Origin of the sequence: Paenibacillus sp. MBLB1832 (assembly GCF_032271945.1) — a bacterium.
In the GTDB taxonomy this organism is placed as follows: Bacteria; Bacillota; Bacilli; order Paenibacillales; family NBRC-103111; genus Paenibacillus_E; species Paenibacillus_E roseopurpureus.
The window spans coordinates 3,057,786-3,076,027 of record NZ_CP130319.1; the positions used below are offsets into that span (position 1 = coordinate 3,057,786).

Sequence of the window (18,242 nt, forward strand, 5' to 3'; positions counted from 1 at the left end):
TTAATTATCCGAGCCAATGAAACACAACCCCTTCTGAGCTCTCCACATGCTTTGGCATGTTAGACGGAATAAGGCTGGGCGCTTGGTTCATCACATTAACAATTGTTGAATGAATTAGTGTCGAGGATGACGTGGAGAGAATGCGAACCTCCGCTCCTTTGGGAACGAAGGGAAATAGGCTCTCCATATCGGCATTCGTTAGTCGAATGCAGCCGAAGGATTTATCATTGCCGATAGAGCTCTCGTCATACGTGCCGTGCAAAGCGATTGCGCCTAACCCTAAACCTGCGGTTCCATAACTTTGCGTTGTTTTGCCCATGGGCTGCAGAACACGATCTACGACGCGATAATCGCCTTCAGGCGTGCTTCCGCCGGCACCGAGACCGATTGGTTTCTGCCAGAGCAGCAGATTACCGCTGACAAGTTTCACTTCGTGCTCCGCTTTATTCACTACTATATGAACGGGGGCGTAGCTGATTTCCGTCATTTCCGCTATATTCGGATAGAACATATGGGCCATATCACCAGCTGCGGGATTATAGATCCAGCCTCCATACCCGTCATAATCGGCGACTACCTGATTTGAACCTGAAATTGCTTCAGTAGGAATAAAACTCAAGTAATTGGCTGGGTAATCCCGCATTAACTCATCGATTTGCGCGGGTACATGCCCCATATCCTTTCGATACGTTTCCAAGGCGGTTCGAACTAAATTAGCACCAAACGCACTAAGCGGTTGGTGCTCTTTAAATTCCCCATTTAAGAAGCGAATATGGACACTTGCATCTGTTTCAGGGTGATACGTGGCCACAACGATCGCTTGTTGAATCACGTCTTCATTGCTCAGCAACATTGTTTTTCCCTTATCTGCTGGGTCAGACGTCACAATTCCATAAATAATAATATTCGCTTTGGGCATGTCTTTCGCTAACGTCACTGCTTGTTTGTGAAGCGCTTGCTCGATCTCCGCATGAGGAGCATCAGGTGAAATATACAGCATGAATGGCTTGTCCACCGTTTCATACGTAACTTCACTTCCCACTCCCCATACTTTCAAATGGGATACAAGTCGAGGAATCGACGGGCTCCCTGCGAACAGCAGCACCAAGACCACATTGATAATCAGCAGGACAGCTAGCAGCATTTTCATAAAAGGCGGTAATAAGGGTTTCTTCCGCGTCGGGAACGCTTGCTCAAGACTCGCCACGTGCGAGGCATGACGCTGATCTAGATCGTGAATAGCACGATTCGCGGCAGAATAAAAAGGCGACGGGTACGTCTTAAGCACTTCGGCATAATGAAATCGCGCGCGTTGCCAATTCCCTTTGGTCTGAAACTTTTGTCCCAAATTGTAGTGTGCCTCGGGCGAATGCGCGTCTAAATAACGAATCACTTTCTCATGATAGAGCGGATCAGAATGACTTATGAACAAATTCTTGTGCAAATGGATGAGATGATCATCAAGTTGATTGCGAAAGCGTTGATTATGTCGGATCATTCGGCTCCTCTCCGTTCATGAATTTGGCTTGTCCACACGCGATGCATGATACAATAAGTATCTCTGATACATAATGTATCATGAAGGGTGTAGAAAAACAAGAAAAAGACGTTCGCCGTCCAGATATTCTGGCAGAAAAACGTCTTATTTCCATGAAAGTGTATCTTAATGAACTACTGAATTATAAGTCATAATCCAGATAGAACCAGCAACAATGGTTAGAAGGATGATTAACCCAAAGATCAGCGCCATCATGTTCCAACGCGCATTCTCTCCTTCTTTGAGGTGCATGAAGAAGAAAAGCTGCACAACGAATTGCAGAACTGCCGTGACTAGAATGATGACGATGGTGCCTGTTTTTCCAAGCATGTGATTCATCACGGCGACTAGCGGAACAATCGTGAGAAGGATCGATAAGGCGAAGCCGATGATATACGATTTCAGTGAACCATGCGATTCATGATTGTGCGAATTTGTATGCGATTGACTCACCTACATCACCCCCATGAGATAAACAACTGAGAAAACAAAGATCCAAACCACATCAAGGAAATGCCAATAGAGGGAAATAACCGCAACTTTACGCTTCGTCACCGTCGTGATTCCGCGGCGTCTTAATTGGATAACTAATCCGATCATCCAGATTAATCCAACCGATACGTGCAATCCGTGCGTCCCTACCAAGGTAAAGAAAGCAGATAGGAATGCACTTGTGCTAATGCTCGCCCCTTCATGATTAACCATGTGAATGAATTCATTGAGCTCAAGACCAACGAAGGATGCCCCTAGAAGAACCGTTATGATTAACCAGCCAATCAATTGCTTCATATTGCCTTTATGCATGCCGAGCACGGCCAAACCGCTAGTAAAGGAGCTTGTAAGCAAGATGAACGTCTCTGCAATGATTCCGGGCATTTTGAAAAGTTCTTCGGCTGTCGGACCTCCGTTCGTATTCTGATGAAGAACCACATACGTCGCAAACAAAGATCCGAACAAGATACAGTCTGTGATCAAAAATATCCAAAATCCGAACGTCTTCAACGACTCATGTTCATGTTCGTGATCATGATCGTGTCCATGATGATGTCCAGCTTGTGAAATCGCGTGTGCCATTAGACCTTCACTCCTCTCCATGCGTCTTCCGTCGCTTTGACTTCCTCTGCTGGAATATAATAATCTGTATCGTAACTGAAGGAACGAGCCAACATACAAATGGCAACACCGATTAAAGCTGGAATCGTCAGCCACATCCAACCCCACACAAAACCGAATCCAGCGAAGAACCACATTGCTGACATAATAAATGGAATCCCTGAATTTTTAGGCATATGAATCGGTTCATACGTCGTAGGAACAGGTTGTTTTTTTACCGTACCTTGCTTCTCTTCCCACACAACATCAGCCACTTCGGCTTTCGGCAGCACGGCAAAGTTATAGATCGGCGCTGGTGAAGGAATCGACCATTCCAATGTACGACCATCCCACGGATCGCTACCAACTTTGTGCTCCTTAAAGAACTTGATGGAGTGTGCGATTTGCCACACTTGGAAGAGGAAAGCTAACCCCATCAAGAAACCGCCGACGGTAGATACGATGTTTAGCGGTCCCCAGCCCATATCCCAACTATAGGTATACGTACGACGCGTCATCCCATCTAGACCAAGGAAATATTGCGGCATGAAACAAACATAGAAGCCAATGTTCCACAACCAGAATGCCCATTTCCCTAAATGCTCATTGAGTCTAAAGCCGAACATCTTCGGCCACCAGTAATACAGTCCCGCAAAGTAACCGAAAGCGACCCCGCCGATTAATACCTGATGGAAATGTGCAATTAGGAAATAGCTGTTATGAAATTGAAAATCTGCTGGAGCAACGGAGAGCAGCACGCCAGTCATCCCACCGACAATAAAGCAAGGAATGAACGCGATGGTCCATAACATCGGTGTCGTAAACTGGATTTTACCCCTGAACATTGTGAATAACCAGTTAAATACCTTGACGCCTGTCGGTATGGCAATGAGCATTGTACTTATCGCGAAGAACGCATTCACATCAGCACCTGAACCCATCGTGAAGAAATGATGAGCCCATGTAAAGAAGGAAAATAAGCTAATAATCAACATGGCAAACACCATCGATTTGTACCCGAATAGTCTCTTTTTCGCGAAGGTTGCTACGACTTCAGAGAAAATACCGAAGGCTGGAAGAACAACGATATAAACCTCTGGGTGGCCCCACATCCAGATTAAATTGATATACATCATCGGGTTGCCGCCGCCGTCTAGGGTGAAGAAATGCGCGCCCAGGAAGCGATCTAGAAATAGCAACGCCAATGTAACCGTCAAGATCGGGAATGCGAAAATAATAATGATGCAGCTCGAGAATACAGACCATGTGAACATAGGCATTTTCATCAAATTCATTCCAGGTGTACGCATCTTCAAAATGGTCACAATAAAGTTAATCCCCGTCGCTAAACTCCCGATCCCTGAAATTTGAATCCCCCAAATATAGAAATCCTCGCCTACGCCTGGGCTATGCGACATTTCAGATAACGGAGGATAGCTTAACCAACCCGCATCTGGTGAGCCGCCAATGATGAAGGAGACGTTGAATAGCATCGCTCCCCAGAAGAACATCCAGAAACTAAGCGAATTTAAGAACGGATACGCTACGTCTCTTGCTCCGATTTGGAGTGGCACAACAATGTTAAACAATCCGAACATTAATGGCATCGCCATAAACAATATCATGATAACGCCGTGCGTGGTGAAAATTTGATTATAATGTTCAGGCTGCAAGAACTCGCTATTGGGCATAGCAAGCTGTACTCGCATCAGCAGCGCATCAACGCCGCCGCGGAACAGCATGAGAATCGAACAGATGATATACATAATACCGATTCGTTTATGATCAACACTGGTTAGCCATTCGCGCCATAGCCATCCCCATTTCTTGAAGAAGGTTAGAACGAATACAATCGCTACCAGTGTGAGACCAATACTAACTTGGGCCCCAAGAATCATCGGATCGCCTGTAACGAAAAAATCGGATGCGAAATCTTTTATTTTATCGAACATGAGATGATCTCCCTTTCGTGAATCTTTGATCTGTTACTCGTTACTTTGCACCATGCATTTGACTATGGTCCATGTCACCGTGGTTCATACCGCTTTGATTCATCGAGGTCTCTTTCTTATCAGTTTCATTGGAGTGACTTGCAGCATGCCCGCTATGAACAGATTGACCTTTCGTGTATTTGGTTACAATTTGCTCGAACAGGCCGTCAGGGATGGAAGAGAAATACCTCACGCCTGATTTACCAGGCAAAGCTAATTCATCATAGCCTTCTTTTGTCAATTTGGTAGGAACCTTTTTCGTTGTGGCAATGAAAGCATCGAAATCCTCACGTGACGTTGCATTCACATCGAAGGTCATGTCAGCAAAATGTTCGCCGCTGAAGTTCGCACCCGTTCCGAAGTAATGACCGATTTCATCTGCTTGCAAATACAAGGTCATCGCCATGCCAGACATCGTATATATTTGCCCGCCTAGCTGCGGAATCCAGAACGAATTCATTGGCGCATCCGATGTTAATTCGAATTTAATTGGCGTATCCTCGGGAATTTGCAAATAGTTAACAGTCGCAATCCCTTGCTTTGGATACGTAAATAACCATTTCCAATCCAGCGAAGTGACTTGAACCGTTATGGGCTCTTTATCAGACTTTAAAGGTTTGGCAGGATCCGTCGCATACGTGTATTTCACAGTGATGATACCGATCGCGCCAATGATTATAATCGGTATGGCCCACCAAATCGTTTCTAATTTTGTACTATGGGACCAATTCGGTTCGTAAGAAGCTTTATTTCCCTTTTTATCGCGATATCGCCATACGATCCAAGCCGTTAAAATGAGAACAGGCACGAGGATAATCGCACACAACACAGTGGTAATGACGATTAGATCTCTCAGTTCGACACCCACCGGTCCTTTTGGATCAAAAACCATAGCTTGATGACTGCATCCTGACAATACAGCGATGATGGCGACCATCATGAAGATCAACGATGCTTGTTTAAGCTTTCTCTTCTTCATCTTGTTTACCTCCCCTTCGACGTCACTAACTACTATCAACATATCATCTTACTTATAAAAGTTCATCATCGGCAAACAGAACTTAACAAATACGTCAACGGTTCGACGTTGTACTGTAAAACAAATGTCACAGAACGTTTGTTGACTCTACCGTAAAAATATGAACAGCAAAAAGCCTTCTAAGTATTATCACTTAAAAGGCTTGATTAGCGTTCCCATCGAATGCTTGATTTTATTCAATTTTGGAAGCATTACGTGAATGCACCAAGTGAATTGCTGTCCGAATCACATAAATGAAGACACTGCCCACCATGAAACCAATACCAACCATTAGTGAAGTATTACGATCACTGAAACTTTCTATACTTGCTAAGCTAAGTACTAAACCAATAGCAAGCAACGCCCAAGCAGAAAATGTCATTAATTTCACCAAAGGCATGACATCACGTTCAACGTGCTCAATCGGATTTACGGACACAGCTTTATTCGCCATCTTCATCACGACTCCTGACTACTCTGTTAATTGTATGCTCCTAGTATACCACAATTCTTCGTATTTGTTCATATTTTATTCACATGATGATCAAATTTTGGACAAATCTACAGTGGTGATTAATGGTCTCAATAAATATATTGATATTTTAATCAAAATATGATATGATTAAATATTTATTTGACACTCGCGCAGGCGATTGCTATGATAGTCCTATTCCATTTCATCTATCATTCCTATTTGGAGGGCTAAACATGCAGATTTCAAAAGGACTTTATTCACTCGAACTCGCTGTACCTGTCTTCGGACGCGTCAATGTTATTCATCCAGCCGTCATCATCGATGAGCAAGGTTCATTGTTAATTGATACCGGATATCCAGGGAATTTACAACTGATCCAGAGTGCTTTTGAAACGAATGATATTACACTATCCAGCTTAGACAGTATCATCCTTACACATCAAGATATCGATCATATCGGGAGCCTATCCGCTCTCTTAGAAACTGCCACAGAGGCGATCGAAGTTTTCGCTTCTGAATTAGAGAAGCCGTATATTGAAGGCGTTAAGCCACTGATTAAAGTTACGCCCACATCCATCGAACGCGCAGTAGCGAACCTACCAGCAGATACATCTCCTGAAGCGCGCGCTGCCTTTAAGCATCGCCTTGAGAATCCGCCGAAGGGGCCTGTTAACACGATACTGTCCGATGGACAAGTGATCGACCGCTGTGGCGGCATTACCGTCATTTTTACCCCTGGACATACACCAGGACACCTAAGTCTCTACCATGCAAGCAGTAAAACTTTGCTGGCTGGGGATGCAATGGTCGTTGCAGATGGCCTACTGCAAGGCCCGATTCCAGCTTATTGCTCCGATTATCCGTTAGCCCTTCAATCTTTAAAAAAATTCACAGAATTTGATATACAACAGGTTCTCTGTTATCACGGCGGATTAGTAATGGATAACGTGAATGAACGCATCGCCGAATTAGCGCAAGCCGCAGATGCGGCACCAACTGAATAATCGTTCGCATACTCATGACGACAATAGGGCTGGACCTCCTTGTAAACTAAGGAAGACCAGCCCTATTTACCTCTATGTACGACTACAGAAGCGTGTAACTGCCGATAACAGGCAGCGGTTTGACTTGACCTTGCGCGGCAGCGACGATACCCAGGATGGCTAAGACCACTACAGCCAAGTTCGCGAAAGGCAGCAGCAGCCAACCGATAAAAGGCAGAATACCGAGCACGACATTGGCCGCAACCGCAGCTAAAAATAGGGTCAGCCCTTGGTTAGCATGATACCACGCAAATTTAGAATCCTTTGCCGCGATCAACGGAACGAAAAACAAAATATAAGCCAGAATCGCCATTCCCTTATTGTTTTGAATATCTGTCGAATCGTACATGGAGAGCACCTCTTTTCGCAGAGTTTTCTCTTCCAGTATATTCACGAACCCAGCGCTATTCGTCCTCGATAGATTAAAATGCAAAATATTTTGTCCACCGCGCCTTAGACGCTAACCTCTATTCTCCCATTGCTGAAGCAGCTGCGCTTCGCGCTCTGACTTTAATCCCGCAACCCGCGGAACGCTCGAATCACGCGTGAGATCCCACGCCAATGTGTCCCCTACCGTGTCCGCAAGCGGTCTTGTTGTTAACCCCATCTCGAACGCTTTCGCATTGTTCATATGCAGCATGCCAACTAAACTGTCGCTTGGCAGCCAAAGCGGAAGCTCCATCCAAGGCCCCACTCCTTCCTCAACAAGGAACTTCTCATCGACCCAAGTCAACGTGGTTCCCATGTCTTTGGACATGCACGCCTCCGCCACTTCCTCCATCGTATAGGAACTACCGCTTGCGTGCACCGTTCCAGTCACGCCTGCTTCGATGAGCCGAATCGTCCACTCGGCAAGATCGCGCACATCAATGAATTGCACGATGCGCTCCTTCGGCAGCGGAACAAGCACATGACCACCGCGATGACCGCGGGCTGGCCAATACGTGAATCGATCCGATGCATCGTATGGACCGACGATTAAACCTGGACGAATGAGCAGCGCACCTTCTGGGAATGCCTCTCGTACAATGTCTTCGCATTGCGCTTTTTTAGCCCCATATAATTGCCCCGGATCTTTCGCATCCGCCACTTGGAGCACTGTCGCTGTTTCATCGAGTTGAACTTGATCCAGATGCGCATAGGCGGAAATCGTAGAAATAAACGTGTAATGTGCTGCCCGATCTTTCAACATCTGCGTTGAAGCTGATACGGCATCTGGTTCATAGCCGCTCGTATCAATCACAGCATCCCAGTTTCCCTGCCGGAGCTTGTCCAAATCCTGATTGCGATCCCCGATCAAATGACGCACCTCCGGAAAAGCATCCCCATCATGCAGTCCGCGATGAAATAAAGTTACCTCATGCGACTTAGCTAATGCCGCTTCCGTAAGCGCTCTTCCAAGAAATTTGGTACCGCCAAGTATGAGAATATTCATGGGTTACCTCCGATTACTTTATTTAATAAGACCATCGAGCAGCGCTCTAGCTTGCTTTACTTTCTCAATCTCCACAGCGCCATCGATCCGACGGTTCTCCCTGATTGCAGTACCCAGATGGACTTTACACACACCCGTCGTTTGAACAAATGAAGCTAGTGCCTCTAATGTAAGGCCTGCACCGGCTCGCTTCCATACTGACACTTTATCACAAATCACACCACGCCAAAAACTCCTTCACCAAGAGAAGGAGCTGCGCAACGTGCCTATGTACCTGACTTTGTCTGTGAATGTTACAAATTTGAAACTGCTTGCCATTCTTCCGTCACTTCGACAAGCTCTAAATTGGCAAATGAACGACTCAGCTTCGACAGTTTCTCTGTGGCAGCTAGCTTCGGCAGCGGTGTACTTATCGGCTTTCCTTTGTAACAAATGATAAACAACACGATCATCACCTTCTCTTTCTAAGAAGTCCGTTTTCATCATAAAATTCGAAAGACCCCCTCAAATTTCAGGGGGTCTTTCGAAATATCGACATCTAAACAATTGCCAGATCATTTAATTTAGCACGAACTTCCTCTACCAATTTCGCCGCATCCGCAGGTCGGTTCACGACATCTACACGATCCATGTCCACAATCAGCACTTCCGAAGCGTGGTAGTGATTCATAACCCAGTCGTCATAGCCAGACCACAACTGACGATAGTAATCCACCAACGATTGATCTTGTTCAAAGCTGCGGCCGCGAAGACCAATTCGATGCATGACGGTTTCGAAAGAAGCTTTCAAATATACCATCAAATCTGGTGCTTTCTTCGGCAGCTCAGCTAATTCCGCCATCATGTTATCGGCCAAACCTTCATATACATCGAATTCCAATTGAGAAATACGACCCAGTTCCCGATTAACTTTTGCAAAATACCAGTCTTCATATATGCTTCGATCCAGTACATTGCGATTATGTACCAGCGCCTGTTTAATGGCTTTAAATCTTGTATTTAGGAAATGCAATTGGAGTAAAAACGGATAACGTTGCTTCTCGATCTCTTCTGGTGATGCCGTGTAGAATAACGGCAAAATCGGATTATCATCGACACTCTCATAGAAAACATTTGAATTTAACTCTTGTCCAAGTAACGTGGATACTGATGTCTTACCGAGACCAATCATTCCCCCAACCACAATCACTGCCATTGACCCCTTTCTCCTTCTACCCAAATCATTATTTACCTACTGTCAATTCCGCAAAGCTTTCCTATTATACAAGGAATATCACCGTGTGGGAACCCTCTTTTTCTTCCCTTTATGAACTGAGCAAAAAAAATTTCAAATCCGATGTGATGATTTTCAATCTCATACTGTCTCTAATAATAAGTGAGAACAATTCTAATCCTTAAGACAGAGGTGTATCGATGATTTACGGAACGAAATTGCTTGATACAGATATAGAAATTTTCGCAGCAGCCCTTTCGAAAACTACCGTTTTTGTTTGGTCACTTGATCTATTGGGGGTTTATTACAAAGTAAATACGGGGATCATCGTCAAATATACACCTGACTATGTTCAAATTTACAATGACAATCATGAGACCGTATCCACATGGTATTCCAGAGAGACAACTGAATTTAGTATTGCATTTTAAAAAATGAGAAAAACCGCCGATGTGAAGGTACACCCCTTCTCGGCGGTTTTCGCTTGTCTACCCCTCTAACTCATGGGTATTCATCGGCAACAGAACATCGATCGTCGTGCCATACCCCACTTGACTCTGTACAGTCATTTTCCCCTTGTGCGCCTCCACGATTTTGAAACACATCATCAGTCCAAGACCTGTCCCCTTCTCTTTCGTCGTGTAGAAAGGTTCGCCCAGCTGTTTCAATCGCTCCTCTGGGATGCCGCAGCCATTATCTTGCGTTCGCACTCGGATATAATCAGGGCCATCCACAGACACGATGATTTTGATCTGCCCGTCTTTCGGGATGGCTTCCATCGCATTTTTGATCAAGTTAATAAACAATTGCTTCAAGTGCATCTCCGAACATATTATCTCAGGAATGTCAGACTCGATTTCAAGCAGTAGTTGTATACTGACAAGCATTGCCTGCGTGTCCAGTAACGCAATAACCGAGTTCAGAATTGCCGCCAAATCGCCCTTTTTGTAAGTAATCGCTTCTGGCTTTGCGATCACGAGAAACTCACTGACAATGAAATTAATTCTATCCAGCTCAGAGAGCATGATATCGAAATAGTGCTGTTTCTCCTTCAAATCATGCTGCAACAATTGCAGGAACCCGCGCAGTGAAGTAAGAGGATTACGGATTTCGTGGGCCAATCCCGCCGCGAGCTGCCCCGCAACGGAGAGTTTATCCGACTTGCGCAGAAGCTCCTCAGTTTGCTTTCGCTCCGTAATATCTCGCGTAATACCAGCGAAGCCGAAGATTTCACCTTGTTCATTCATAATCGGCGTCTTCGTGACACTGACATGGATCTGCTCGCCGTCTTTGCGAAGACGAACGGATTCCAATCCCGAAATCTTCATTCCCTTGCTTAATTTTTCATATATATCCTTACGCTCATTTTCTAGTTCAGGTGGATAAATAGGTAACGGCCGATCGCGCAACTCTTCTTGGCTCCAGCCGAACATATGCTCATGTGCGGCATTGACAGAAATGACGTTTCCATTCAAATCGAGCACACTAATCCCGTCTGACGTGTTGTTAATGACAGATTCCAGCAATTCCTTCGTCTCGCGGAGCTCCGTCTCCATCCGTTTGCGCTCGGTAATGTCTACACAGGAACCAATAACCTCAACCACGCGTTCATGCTCAAAGATCGGTCGCAATGAGGTTAGATAAGTGATTCCGCGGTATGTCGCCTCGTACATCACATTTTCTTCACCGTTCCAGGCACGGTCGTAGTAGGATTGAATAGAATCTGCCAAGTCAGGCGGCCAAATATCATGCAAGCTTTTGCCCAAAATATGCGTTGGTTGATAGCCTAGGCGGTATAGCAGCTCCCCGTCACACAGGGTATGGACGTACTCCCCGCAAATTTCGCGGAACTTCAGCGTCATGCCTTGCTGTCTTCTTACAGTATCATGCAAGTCCTGCTGGGCAATTCGCAATGATTCACGGTCACGGTTGAACTGCGTAATATCCTTGGCTATCAAATAGACGCCGTCCATCTGTTCGTTCACAATAATCGGCACGTTTTTGACGCCAAGTTCAATTCTTTCTCCATTCGATTGTGTAAAGATCAATATGTAATTATCTGATCGCGCTATGAGTTTATCTTGGGGCTCGTCCTGCCCATCCTCCAATTGAAATAAGTGATCAATGAACTGATGCATTAATTCTGCTTCTGTGTATCCCAGAATACGCTCCATAGCAGGGTTCAGACTTTGAATTCGGCCATCTAAATCACAAGTTAGAATGCCTGCTGGGTTATGTTTAATTAACGACTTGTAGCGTTGCTCGCTCTCAGCAAGCTTGCGCTCCATGTCCGATTGCATGCTCATACTATATCCTCCATCTTACAGCTTGGATGGCGACCATCTCTGTTTGTTACATTCGACGATACCCCTGGCAATCCTGCCCATTTTTCGCATTCAAACGAATTAGTCCGTGAAATGTGCCCTCATTTTCTGGCAACTATGATAAAATGAAATAGCTCTTCAAATACGATCCGATCCTTAGGAGGAATCTCTCTTGCCTAACATTTGGACACACTTCATTTTTGGTCAAAAATTAATGGATGAACTCCATCACACCGCGGTGTTGAACGACAAACAAATGCGAAACATTTTCTCGCTCGGCTGCCAAGGACCCGACTTTCTGTTCTATCACAACTTTCTTCCGTGGAAAAAAGATAAAAAATTAGTCGAGCTGGGCAGTCAGATGCATAAGGACAACTGCGGTCCTTTCCTGCTCGAATTGATTAAACAAGTGCGAGGCAGAGGCCTTTATAACCCAGCAGTTATGTATGTTTTAGGATTTTTGACTCATCATATTTTAGATCGGAATCTGCATCCCTACGTTTTTTATAAGTCAGGCTTTAAGAAATGGGATCACCAACGATTTGAAATTATCATGGATACCCTCATAGCGAAGCATGAGCGCAACATTCAGACGTGGCAAACGCCTGTTTGGAAAGAAATCTATGTTGGAGAAATGTTGCCAACAGGCGTCCTCTCTGCACTGTCAACGGCATCCGCGATTCATTATCCCGAAATCGCCGCTAGCATGTCCGAGTCAGAATGGAACGATGCTTATCTTGATATGATTCGAGCTCAGCGATTATTTCACGATCCCAGAGGCTGGAAACGTTTGGTAACCTTCGGTCAAATATCACCGTTCGTATTTAAGAAGAAGCCGGCTCCGCTTGACTATTTCAACGAAGCGAAGATCGTATGGAATTGCCCAACAGACCTGAATGAAACATATACATATAGCGTCTGGGAGCTTTGGGATTTGGCGATGGAAGATGGCAAAAAAGTGCTGGAAGCCGCCATTCAAGTGCTGCTGCGCGGCACAGACGCCGATTATGAAGCACTTAGTAACGTGCTTGGAAATCGATCCTACGAAACTGGGAAAGATTGTACGCTTCCCTTGACGATCACACATGTCAATCCAATTCTCTAATAAGCAAAAAAGCAGAGTCCACCTATACTGTTCGGTGGACTCTGCTTTTTTTAGTCTCAATTAGGGAATTTGCCAATCGATTTCTCGCTGATCCCATTGTTTTAAATAAGCGTTGACCTGTGAAAACGGCTTGCTCCCGAAAAATCCGCGATAGGCGGATAACGGACTTGGATGTACAGATGAAATGATGCCATGCCTGCTGCCGTCTATCAAGGATGCTTTGGACTGTGCATAACTGCCCCAGAGAATGAATACGACGGGATTTTCTCTGGCATTCAATACCTGAATGACGCGATCCGTGAATTGCTCCCAACCTTTGCCTTTATGGGAATTAGCCTCGCCTTCTCGCACCGTCAGAACGGTGTTTAGCAGCAGGACGCCTTGATCCGCCCATGCGCCAAGGAATCCATGTTCGGGTACATGGCATCCGATATCGGAAGCAAGTTCCTTATACATATTCCGCAGGGACGGCGGGATAGGCATGTCCGATTTTACCGAGAAACTGAGGCCATGCGCTTGCCCGCTTCCATGATAGGGATCCTGCCCAAGAAGCACAACCTTTGTATTCGTGTAGGACGTGCGTTCAAAAGCGCGGAACACATCGTCCTCATGCGGGAAAATGGTATGTGAACGAAATTCCTCCTGCAGGAACTGCTGTAATTGTTCATAATAAGGCGCTTGAAACTCGTCAGCCAGTATCGTTAACCAGTCATTCGTCGGATGCTTCACTTGACACCCCCACTTTCATTACTCCGTGCCAAGCGCACCTGTGGAAACGTCCTTTAGCACGATTTTCCCATCGGTTTCTGTGCCGTCAGCAAGAACGAGCTTTAATTTCGTCGTTTTCCCTTTGGCAACGAGCGCCTGCACCTGCGTTTCCGTTAGGCTGCGACCGAAGCTTTCCTTCCAGATCACGAAGGCACACCCTTCTTTATAATGGGAACAGCCGTAGCCTTTCCGTCCCATGAACAGCGACCCACCGCAGCCTGGTCGCGGGCAATTCGCGATGAACGTACTTCCGCCGTCAGAGGTCGTCTTCTTTTTCGGTGCGGCCGACTTGGCTGCACCCTCTCCGCGCGTGGAGGATTTCGATGCTGCACGCTTTGCAGTTGGTTCAGGCGCTTGTTCGCCTTCGAAATCCGTTTTCGAAGCTCTTGCTTGCCTGCGCACCTTATCAACGATCAGCGTTGCAAACTTTTTCACATTTTGCATGAATTGTTCGTCCGATGCTGTCCCCCGGGAAATCTCGTTCAACCTGCGCTCCCAATGCCCTGTCATCTCTGGTGACGTCAACAGCTCAATGCCTGCACCACGAATCAACTCAACAACCATGCGACCTTTCTGGGTCAAAATGATTTTCTTCCCCTGCATGTCGATGTACCCGACTTTCTTCAGTCGCTCAATCGTCGCAGCCCGCGTCGCTGGCGTCCCAAGACCAGAGTCTTTCATTGCATCGCGCAGCTCTTCATCCTCGATCTGCTTCCCAGCGCTTTCCATCGCCTTTAGCAAGGTTCCTTCATTAAAATGCTTAGGAGGCTGCGTATCCTTTTCCTTCACAATGGCATCTGTACAGCGTACTTCCCCTTGCGCATCGATCGAGAATGGCTCGCTAACTTCGACTTCTTCCTCGTCCTCTGCCTCTTCCTTCTCTTTGCCCTTTGTCGCTTTCGCTTTCTCTTTCTTCTGGTCCGCATAGATGACCTTCCAGCCGAGGGAAAGGAGCTCCTTGACGGTTGTTTTGAAAAGCTCCTGCTCCACTTCGGTCATCACCGTATGTACCTTGTAAGCCGCAGGAGGATAGAACTGCGATAAGAATCTGCGAACAATGAGATCATATAACTTCTGCTCGTCGGGCGTTAAACCCGATGCTTTCTTATTCGTCGGTAGAATCGCATGGTGATCCTCAACCTTAGACGGGTTGCAAATAAATTTATTGTTCACATGCACGAGACTGCGATTCGCTCCTTGTACCAGCTCGTGATAAGCCGTACCTTGCAAGGCATTTAGCGCCTTATGCATGTCTGGAATATTTTGCTCCGTCACATAGTTGGAGTTCGTTCTCGGATAAGAAATGACCTTATGCTTCTCGTATAAAGCTTGGGCCGTATCTAGCGTCTTCTTAGCTGAAAAGGCATACTTGCCATTTGCTTCCCGCTGTAGCAACGTTAAATCATATAACTTAAAGGGGTATTCTTTCGTGTCCTTAACCTCATACGATTGAATGCGAGCTGGCTGTCCCTTCACTTTAGCAGCTAATGCTGCGGCCTTCTCGCCATCCGTGAAGCGTTCGCCTTGCCACATCCCTCGATACGGCGTATCCCCTTGCGCAAAATGACCTTCCAGCTCATAAAATTTGAGCGATGAGAACGCCTCGATCTGCTTTTGCCGATCATAGATGAGTGCGAGTACCGGTGTTTGCACACGTCCGACTGACAGCAGGACATTATGTTTCGTTGTAAAAGCACGCGAGCCATTCATCCCGATCAGCCAATCTGCCTCGCTTCTTGAACGCGCAGCGCGCGTCAAGTTCTCATATTCGGAGCCATCCTTCAAGGTGGCAAAGCCGTTGCGAATCGTTTCAGAGGTTAAATCTGAAATCCATAAACGTTTGACGGGCTGCATCAGCCCGAGATGACGTTGAATCAATGAGAAGATATGCTGTCCCTCGCGCCCCGCATCACAAGCATTGACGAGCTGGTTGCATTTCTTCGCCAGCTCTGCAATTACCTTCAATTGATCATACGTGCGCGGGTTCGGGATCAGTTTAAACTCGGACGGAATAATGGGCAGATGATTGATATTCCATTTTTTATATTTCTCATCGTAGTGATCAGGCTCTGCCAATTCAATCAAATGGCCGATGGCCCAAGTGATGATATACTGCTCGCCTTCGAGATGAGATCTCATATTTTTGGCCTTAGGTTCTATTGCGGCAGCTATGTTACGTCCCATGTCGGGCTTTTCCGCAATAATTAGTGTCTTCAACCGCAAATCGCTCCTAACCGAAAATCAGATTCTGTCGATTCAGTGTATCCCACTTTAGTATCGCCTGCAATATCGAACCGCAAAAAAACCTCCAACACGTCAGACGCGCAAGAGGTTGTATGTATTAGACTAATTTGCCATTCCAATAATAGCTGTCTTCCCGATACACCTTAAAAGCTATTTCCACTTCAGGCACGCCTGTCGCCAAAATATGCTTCGTCACAATGCTTGCATAGGCATCGCGAACTTCTTGCCCCCGGTCAAACCAGCCAACTTCAATAAAAGGATATGTATCACTCACTTGTCCATCTTGGATTGAGATTGTCGGTAGACACTCCAGCATAAAATTGTCAGTTCCACACGCACAAAGTGTCGCGAGATCAGCAACTAATGCTTTAGAGATGGATTGAATCTGTGGAACGCTGATTCCACGAATAATCATATGAGGCATTGCCAAAATCTCCTTACAGTTCGATTACGCTTGCATGAGATCTTTGATGGTTTGCAGAGATACGCCCGTTTGATGATAGACCTCCATGACCGTAGCTCCAGGATTGGCACGAACATACGCTTTTACGAGATGTGATTCGGTTAATGCAAGTTGCGCGCAGCTTGTGCATCGTTCCTCATATTTCGTTAGTAATACGCGTCCACATTTATCACAATTGCAAAGTGTCATGTCTCCACCCCTTCAGTACGATTCCATAATTTAGGTCGTTACCTAAAAGCCTTCGAACACACGATTCATTTTCAGGGGGTAGCCTCTACATTATTTTTTGGCCACCACACACCATCTTGCCAACTTAAAACAAAGGCCTCCCAGCGTCGCTCTTCTGGAAAATCAACCAGATTGCCGAAGTATCGACCAATTGTCACATGCTGCGTTTCATGAGCGCGCAACGCTGCAGCTTTTACCTCCCAGAGAGGCTCTGTATCAATTACGATGGATGGGAGGTAACCCTGCTCACGTAATAACGGAGAAGCTGTGTAGTACAACTCTCGCACACTTGGACATTCGCCGCTCATTACCGCTGCCGTTGTCGCCTTGGATATCGCAATATGATCACGATGACCATTCCCGCCATCCTCGGCAAACGTGAAAAGGATTTCGATCTGGTGACGCTGAATAAACGCAACGATCCCTTGGACTAACGTCGGAAAATCCACTTCATCCAGCTGACCGTCTGGCCATTTCAAATGTTCCACCTTGGCGATGCCGAGAATTTCGGCTGCTGCCTCCATTTCTTGTTCACGCAGCTGGGCTAATTCCTCACGGTTCTTCGCTCGTTCAAGCCCTTGCCTACCTGCTTCTCCACACGTAGCAAGGAGTAAGACAGGCGCTTCGCCTTGATCGGCGAGATGACGAATGAGGCATCCGCTCAGGAACGTTTCATCATCGGGATGGGCATAACTAAACCCGTATCGTGACACCATTTCACATCTTCCATTCTTTTTATGATCCAATTAAGCCAACAACGCTTCGATATCCGCGCGAATATCAGCAGGATCCGTCCGTGCGCTGTATTGTTTAACCACGTTGCCTTCCGCATCAACTAGGAACTTCACAAAATTCCATTCAATATCTCCTGTCCGATACGGCTCAGGCGTATGGCTCAATAAATAGGTGTACAGCGGATGGGCATGCTCGCCCTTAACATCAATTTTATGAAATAGCGGGAACGTCACCTTGTAGTTCAGCTCACAGAATGCTTGAATTTCTTCATTCGTCCCTGGTTCTTGACCCGCGAATTGATTGCAAGGAAACCCAAGTACAACGAGGCCTTGCGCCTGGTATTGCTCGTACAACTCTTGAAGCCCCTTATAGTGCGGAGTCAGCCCACATGCACTTGCTGTATTGACGATCAACATGACCTTCCCTTTGTAAGCAGCCAGCGTTTGCGTCTCGCCAGTAATGGTTTGTACCTCAATTTGATATATTGACATAAATCCTATCGCCTCCATCATCGAAATATATGCATACTTGACCAGTATACCATTCCTTTCCACAGAAGCCCAAATCATGT

At 46.0% G+C, this 18,242-nt stretch carries 20 protein-coding genes; 2 read left to right on the forward strand and 18 right to left on the reverse strand.

The features are described from left to right. Positions 1 to 4: 4 nt before the first annotated feature. The 6 genes from MJB10_RS13630 to MJB10_RS13655 all read right to left on the reverse strand — a co-directional run bounded on the left by MJB10_RS13630 (position 5) and on the right by MJB10_RS13655 (position 6,092). Positions 5 to 1,498 carry a L,D-transpeptidase family protein gene (locus MJB10_RS13630; RefSeq protein WP_314795419.1) on the reverse strand — a complete coding sequence of 498 codons (1,494 nt, stop codon included), beginning with the start codon at positions 1,496 to 1,498 and terminating at the stop codon, positions 5 to 7. A 165-nt stretch (positions 1,499 to 1,663) separates the two neighbouring features. Continuing rightward, the gene (gene cyoD / locus MJB10_RS13635) at positions 1,664 to 1,990 is read right to left on the reverse strand and encodes a cytochrome o ubiquinol oxidase subunit IV (protein WP_314795421.1); all 327 of its coding nucleotides are present in this window, start codon (positions 1,988 to 1,990) and stop codon (positions 1,664 to 1,666) included. Beyond that, complete coding sequence (gene cyoC / locus MJB10_RS13640; RefSeq protein ID WP_314795423.1) at positions 1,991 to 2,611, reverse strand: cytochrome o ubiquinol oxidase subunit III; 621 nt, start codon at positions 2,609 to 2,611, stop codon at positions 1,991 to 1,993. Beyond that, complete coding sequence (locus MJB10_RS13645; protein ID WP_314795425.1) at positions 2,611 to 4,581, reverse strand: cbb3-type cytochrome c oxidase subunit I; 1,971 nt, start codon at positions 4,579 to 4,581, stop codon at positions 2,611 to 2,613. The genes cyoC and MJB10_RS13645 overlap by 1 nt, the downstream gene beginning before the upstream one ends. Positions 4,582 to 4,621: 40 nt before the next feature. Further along, positions 4,622 to 5,599: a ubiquinol oxidase subunit II gene (gene cyoA / locus MJB10_RS13650; RefSeq protein ID WP_314795427.1), complete on the reverse strand. Its 978-nt coding sequence runs from the start codon at positions 5,597 to 5,599 to the stop codon at positions 4,622 to 4,624. A 232-nt stretch (positions 5,600 to 5,831) separates the two neighbouring features. Further along, positions 5,832 to 6,092 carry a hypothetical protein gene (locus MJB10_RS13655; RefSeq protein WP_314795429.1) on the reverse strand — a complete coding sequence of 87 codons (261 nt, stop codon included), beginning with the start codon at positions 6,090 to 6,092 and terminating at the stop codon, positions 5,832 to 5,834. Positions 6,093 to 6,346: 254 nt separating this feature from the next. Between MJB10_RS13655 and MJB10_RS13660 the strand changes: the two genes are divergently transcribed. Then, positions 6,347 to 7,117 (forward strand): MBL fold metallo-hydrolase, encoded by a 771-nt coding sequence (locus MJB10_RS13660; RefSeq protein WP_314795431.1) that lies wholly within the window; start codon positions 6,347 to 6,349, stop codon positions 7,115 to 7,117. A gap of 82 nt (positions 7,118 to 7,199) precedes the next feature. Here MJB10_RS13660 and MJB10_RS13665 read toward each other — a convergent pair whose 3' ends face one another. The 6 genes from MJB10_RS13665 to MJB10_RS13690 form a co-directional block, all read right to left on the reverse strand. Continuing rightward, a complete protein-coding gene (locus tag MJB10_RS13665) occupies positions 7,200 to 7,505 on the reverse strand; it encodes a DUF4870 domain-containing protein (RefSeq protein WP_314795433.1) in 306 nt (101 codons plus the stop codon). Positions 7,506 to 7,616: 111 nt separating this feature from the next. Beyond that, complete coding sequence (locus MJB10_RS13670) at positions 7,617 to 8,591, reverse strand: NAD-dependent epimerase/dehydratase family protein (RefSeq protein ID WP_314795435.1); 975 nt, start codon at positions 8,589 to 8,591, stop codon at positions 7,617 to 7,619. A gap of 18 nt (positions 8,592 to 8,609) precedes the next feature. Then, a complete protein-coding gene (locus MJB10_RS13675) occupies positions 8,610 to 8,795 on the reverse strand; it encodes a hypothetical protein (protein ID WP_314795436.1) in 186 nt (61 codons plus the stop codon). 89 nt (positions 8,796 to 8,884) lie between these two features. Next, positions 8,885 to 9,037, reverse strand: a complete 153-nt coding sequence (locus tag MJB10_RS13680; RefSeq protein WP_314795437.1) for a hypothetical protein — start codon at positions 9,035 to 9,037, stop codon at positions 8,885 to 8,887. A 92-nt stretch (positions 9,038 to 9,129) separates the two neighbouring features. Next, positions 9,130 to 9,786, reverse strand: coding sequence for a deoxynucleoside kinase (locus MJB10_RS13685; protein ID WP_314795439.1), 657 nt, complete (start codon positions 9,784 to 9,786; stop codon positions 9,130 to 9,132). Between the two features lie 506 nt (positions 9,787 to 10,292). Continuing rightward, the gene (locus MJB10_RS13690) at positions 10,293 to 12,110 is read right to left on the reverse strand and encodes a PAS domain S-box protein (protein ID WP_314795441.1); all 1,818 of its coding nucleotides are present in this window, start codon (positions 12,108 to 12,110) and stop codon (positions 10,293 to 10,295) included. Positions 12,111 to 12,300: 190 nt separating this feature from the next. On the opposite strand from MJB10_RS13690, the gene MJB10_RS13695 reads away from it, so the two are divergent. Then, entirely contained in the window at positions 12,301 to 13,233 is a 933-nt protein-coding gene (locus MJB10_RS13695; RefSeq protein ID WP_314795443.1) for a zinc dependent phospholipase C family protein, read from the forward strand. Between the two features lie 60 nt (positions 13,234 to 13,293). Here MJB10_RS13695 and MJB10_RS13700 read toward each other — a convergent pair whose 3' ends face one another. From MJB10_RS13700 to MJB10_RS13725, 6 genes are all read right to left on the reverse strand, one after another. Then, the gene (locus MJB10_RS13700; RefSeq protein WP_314795445.1) at positions 13,294 to 13,962 is read right to left on the reverse strand and encodes a uracil-DNA glycosylase; all 669 of its coding nucleotides are present in this window, start codon (positions 13,960 to 13,962) and stop codon (positions 13,294 to 13,296) included. Between the two features lie 18 nt (positions 13,963 to 13,980). Continuing rightward, complete coding sequence (locus MJB10_RS13705) at positions 13,981 to 16,218, reverse strand: type IA DNA topoisomerase (RefSeq protein ID WP_314795447.1); 2,238 nt, start codon at positions 16,216 to 16,218, stop codon at positions 13,981 to 13,983. 124 nt (positions 16,219 to 16,342) lie between these two features. Then, positions 16,343 to 16,669 (reverse strand): DUF1904 family protein, encoded by a 327-nt coding sequence (locus MJB10_RS13710; protein ID WP_314795449.1) that lies wholly within the window; start codon positions 16,667 to 16,669, stop codon positions 16,343 to 16,345. Positions 16,670 to 16,693: 24 nt separating this feature from the next. Further along, positions 16,694 to 16,897: a hypothetical protein gene (locus MJB10_RS13715; protein ID WP_314795451.1), complete on the reverse strand. Its 204-nt coding sequence runs from the start codon at positions 16,895 to 16,897 to the stop codon at positions 16,694 to 16,696. 71 nt (positions 16,898 to 16,968) lie between these two features. Beyond that, entirely contained in the window at positions 16,969 to 17,652 is a 684-nt protein-coding gene (locus MJB10_RS13720) for a PIG-L deacetylase family protein (RefSeq protein WP_314795453.1), read from the reverse strand. Positions 17,653 to 17,682: 30 nt separating this feature from the next. After that, on the reverse strand, positions 17,683 to 18,162 hold the full coding sequence (locus MJB10_RS13725) for a glutathione peroxidase (protein WP_314795455.1): 480 nt from the start codon (positions 18,160 to 18,162) through the stop codon (positions 17,683 to 17,685). Positions 18,163 to 18,242: the final 80 nt, after the last annotated feature.

Coding starts and splice junctions, on each gene's coding strand:
- MJB10_RS13630 (WP_314795419.1), bottom strand. CDS start 1,498: ATGATCCGACATAATCAACGCTTTCGCAATCAACTTGATGATCATCTC.
- cyoC (WP_314795423.1), bottom strand. CDS start 2,611: ATGGCACACGCGATTTCACAAGCTGGACATCATCATGGACACGATCAT.
- MJB10_RS13645 (WP_314795425.1), bottom strand. CDS start 4,581: ATGTTCGATAAAATAAAAGATTTCGCATCCGATTTTTTCGTTACAGGC.
- cyoA (WP_314795427.1), bottom strand. CDS start 5,599: ATGAAGAAGAGAAAGCTTAAACAAGCATCGTTGATCTTCATGATGGTC.
- MJB10_RS13655 (WP_314795429.1), bottom strand. CDS start 6,092: ATGGCGAATAAAGCTGTGTCCGTAAATCCGATTGAGCACGTTGAACGT.
- MJB10_RS13660 (WP_314795431.1), top strand. CDS start 6,347: ATGCAGATTTCAAAAGGACTTTATTCACTCGAACTCGCTGTACCTGTC.
- MJB10_RS13665 (WP_314795433.1), bottom strand. CDS start 7,505: ATGTACGATTCGACAGATATTCAAAACAATAAGGGAATGGCGATTCTG.
- MJB10_RS13670 (WP_314795435.1), bottom strand. CDS start 8,591: ATGAATATTCTCATACTTGGCGGTACCAAATTTCTTGGAAGAGCGCTT.
- MJB10_RS13685 (WP_314795439.1), bottom strand. CDS start 9,786: ATGGCAGTGATTGTGGTTGGGGGAATGATTGGTCTCGGTAAGACATCA.
- MJB10_RS13690 (WP_314795441.1), bottom strand. CDS start 12,110: ATGAGCATGCAATCGGACATGGAGCGCAAGCTTGCTGAGAGCGAGCAA.
- MJB10_RS13710 (WP_314795449.1), bottom strand. CDS start 16,669: ATGCCTCATATGATTATTCGTGGAATCAGCGTTCCACAGATTCAATCC.
- MJB10_RS13715 (WP_314795451.1), bottom strand. CDS start 16,897: ATGACACTTTGCAATTGTGATAAATGTGGACGCGTATTACTAACGAAA.
- MJB10_RS13720 (WP_314795453.1), bottom strand. CDS start 17,652: ATGGTGTCACGATACGGGTTTAGTTATGCCCATCCCGATGATGAAACG.
- MJB10_RS13725 (WP_314795455.1), bottom strand. CDS start 18,162: ATGTCAATATATCAAATTGAGGTACAAACCATTACTGGCGAGACGCAA.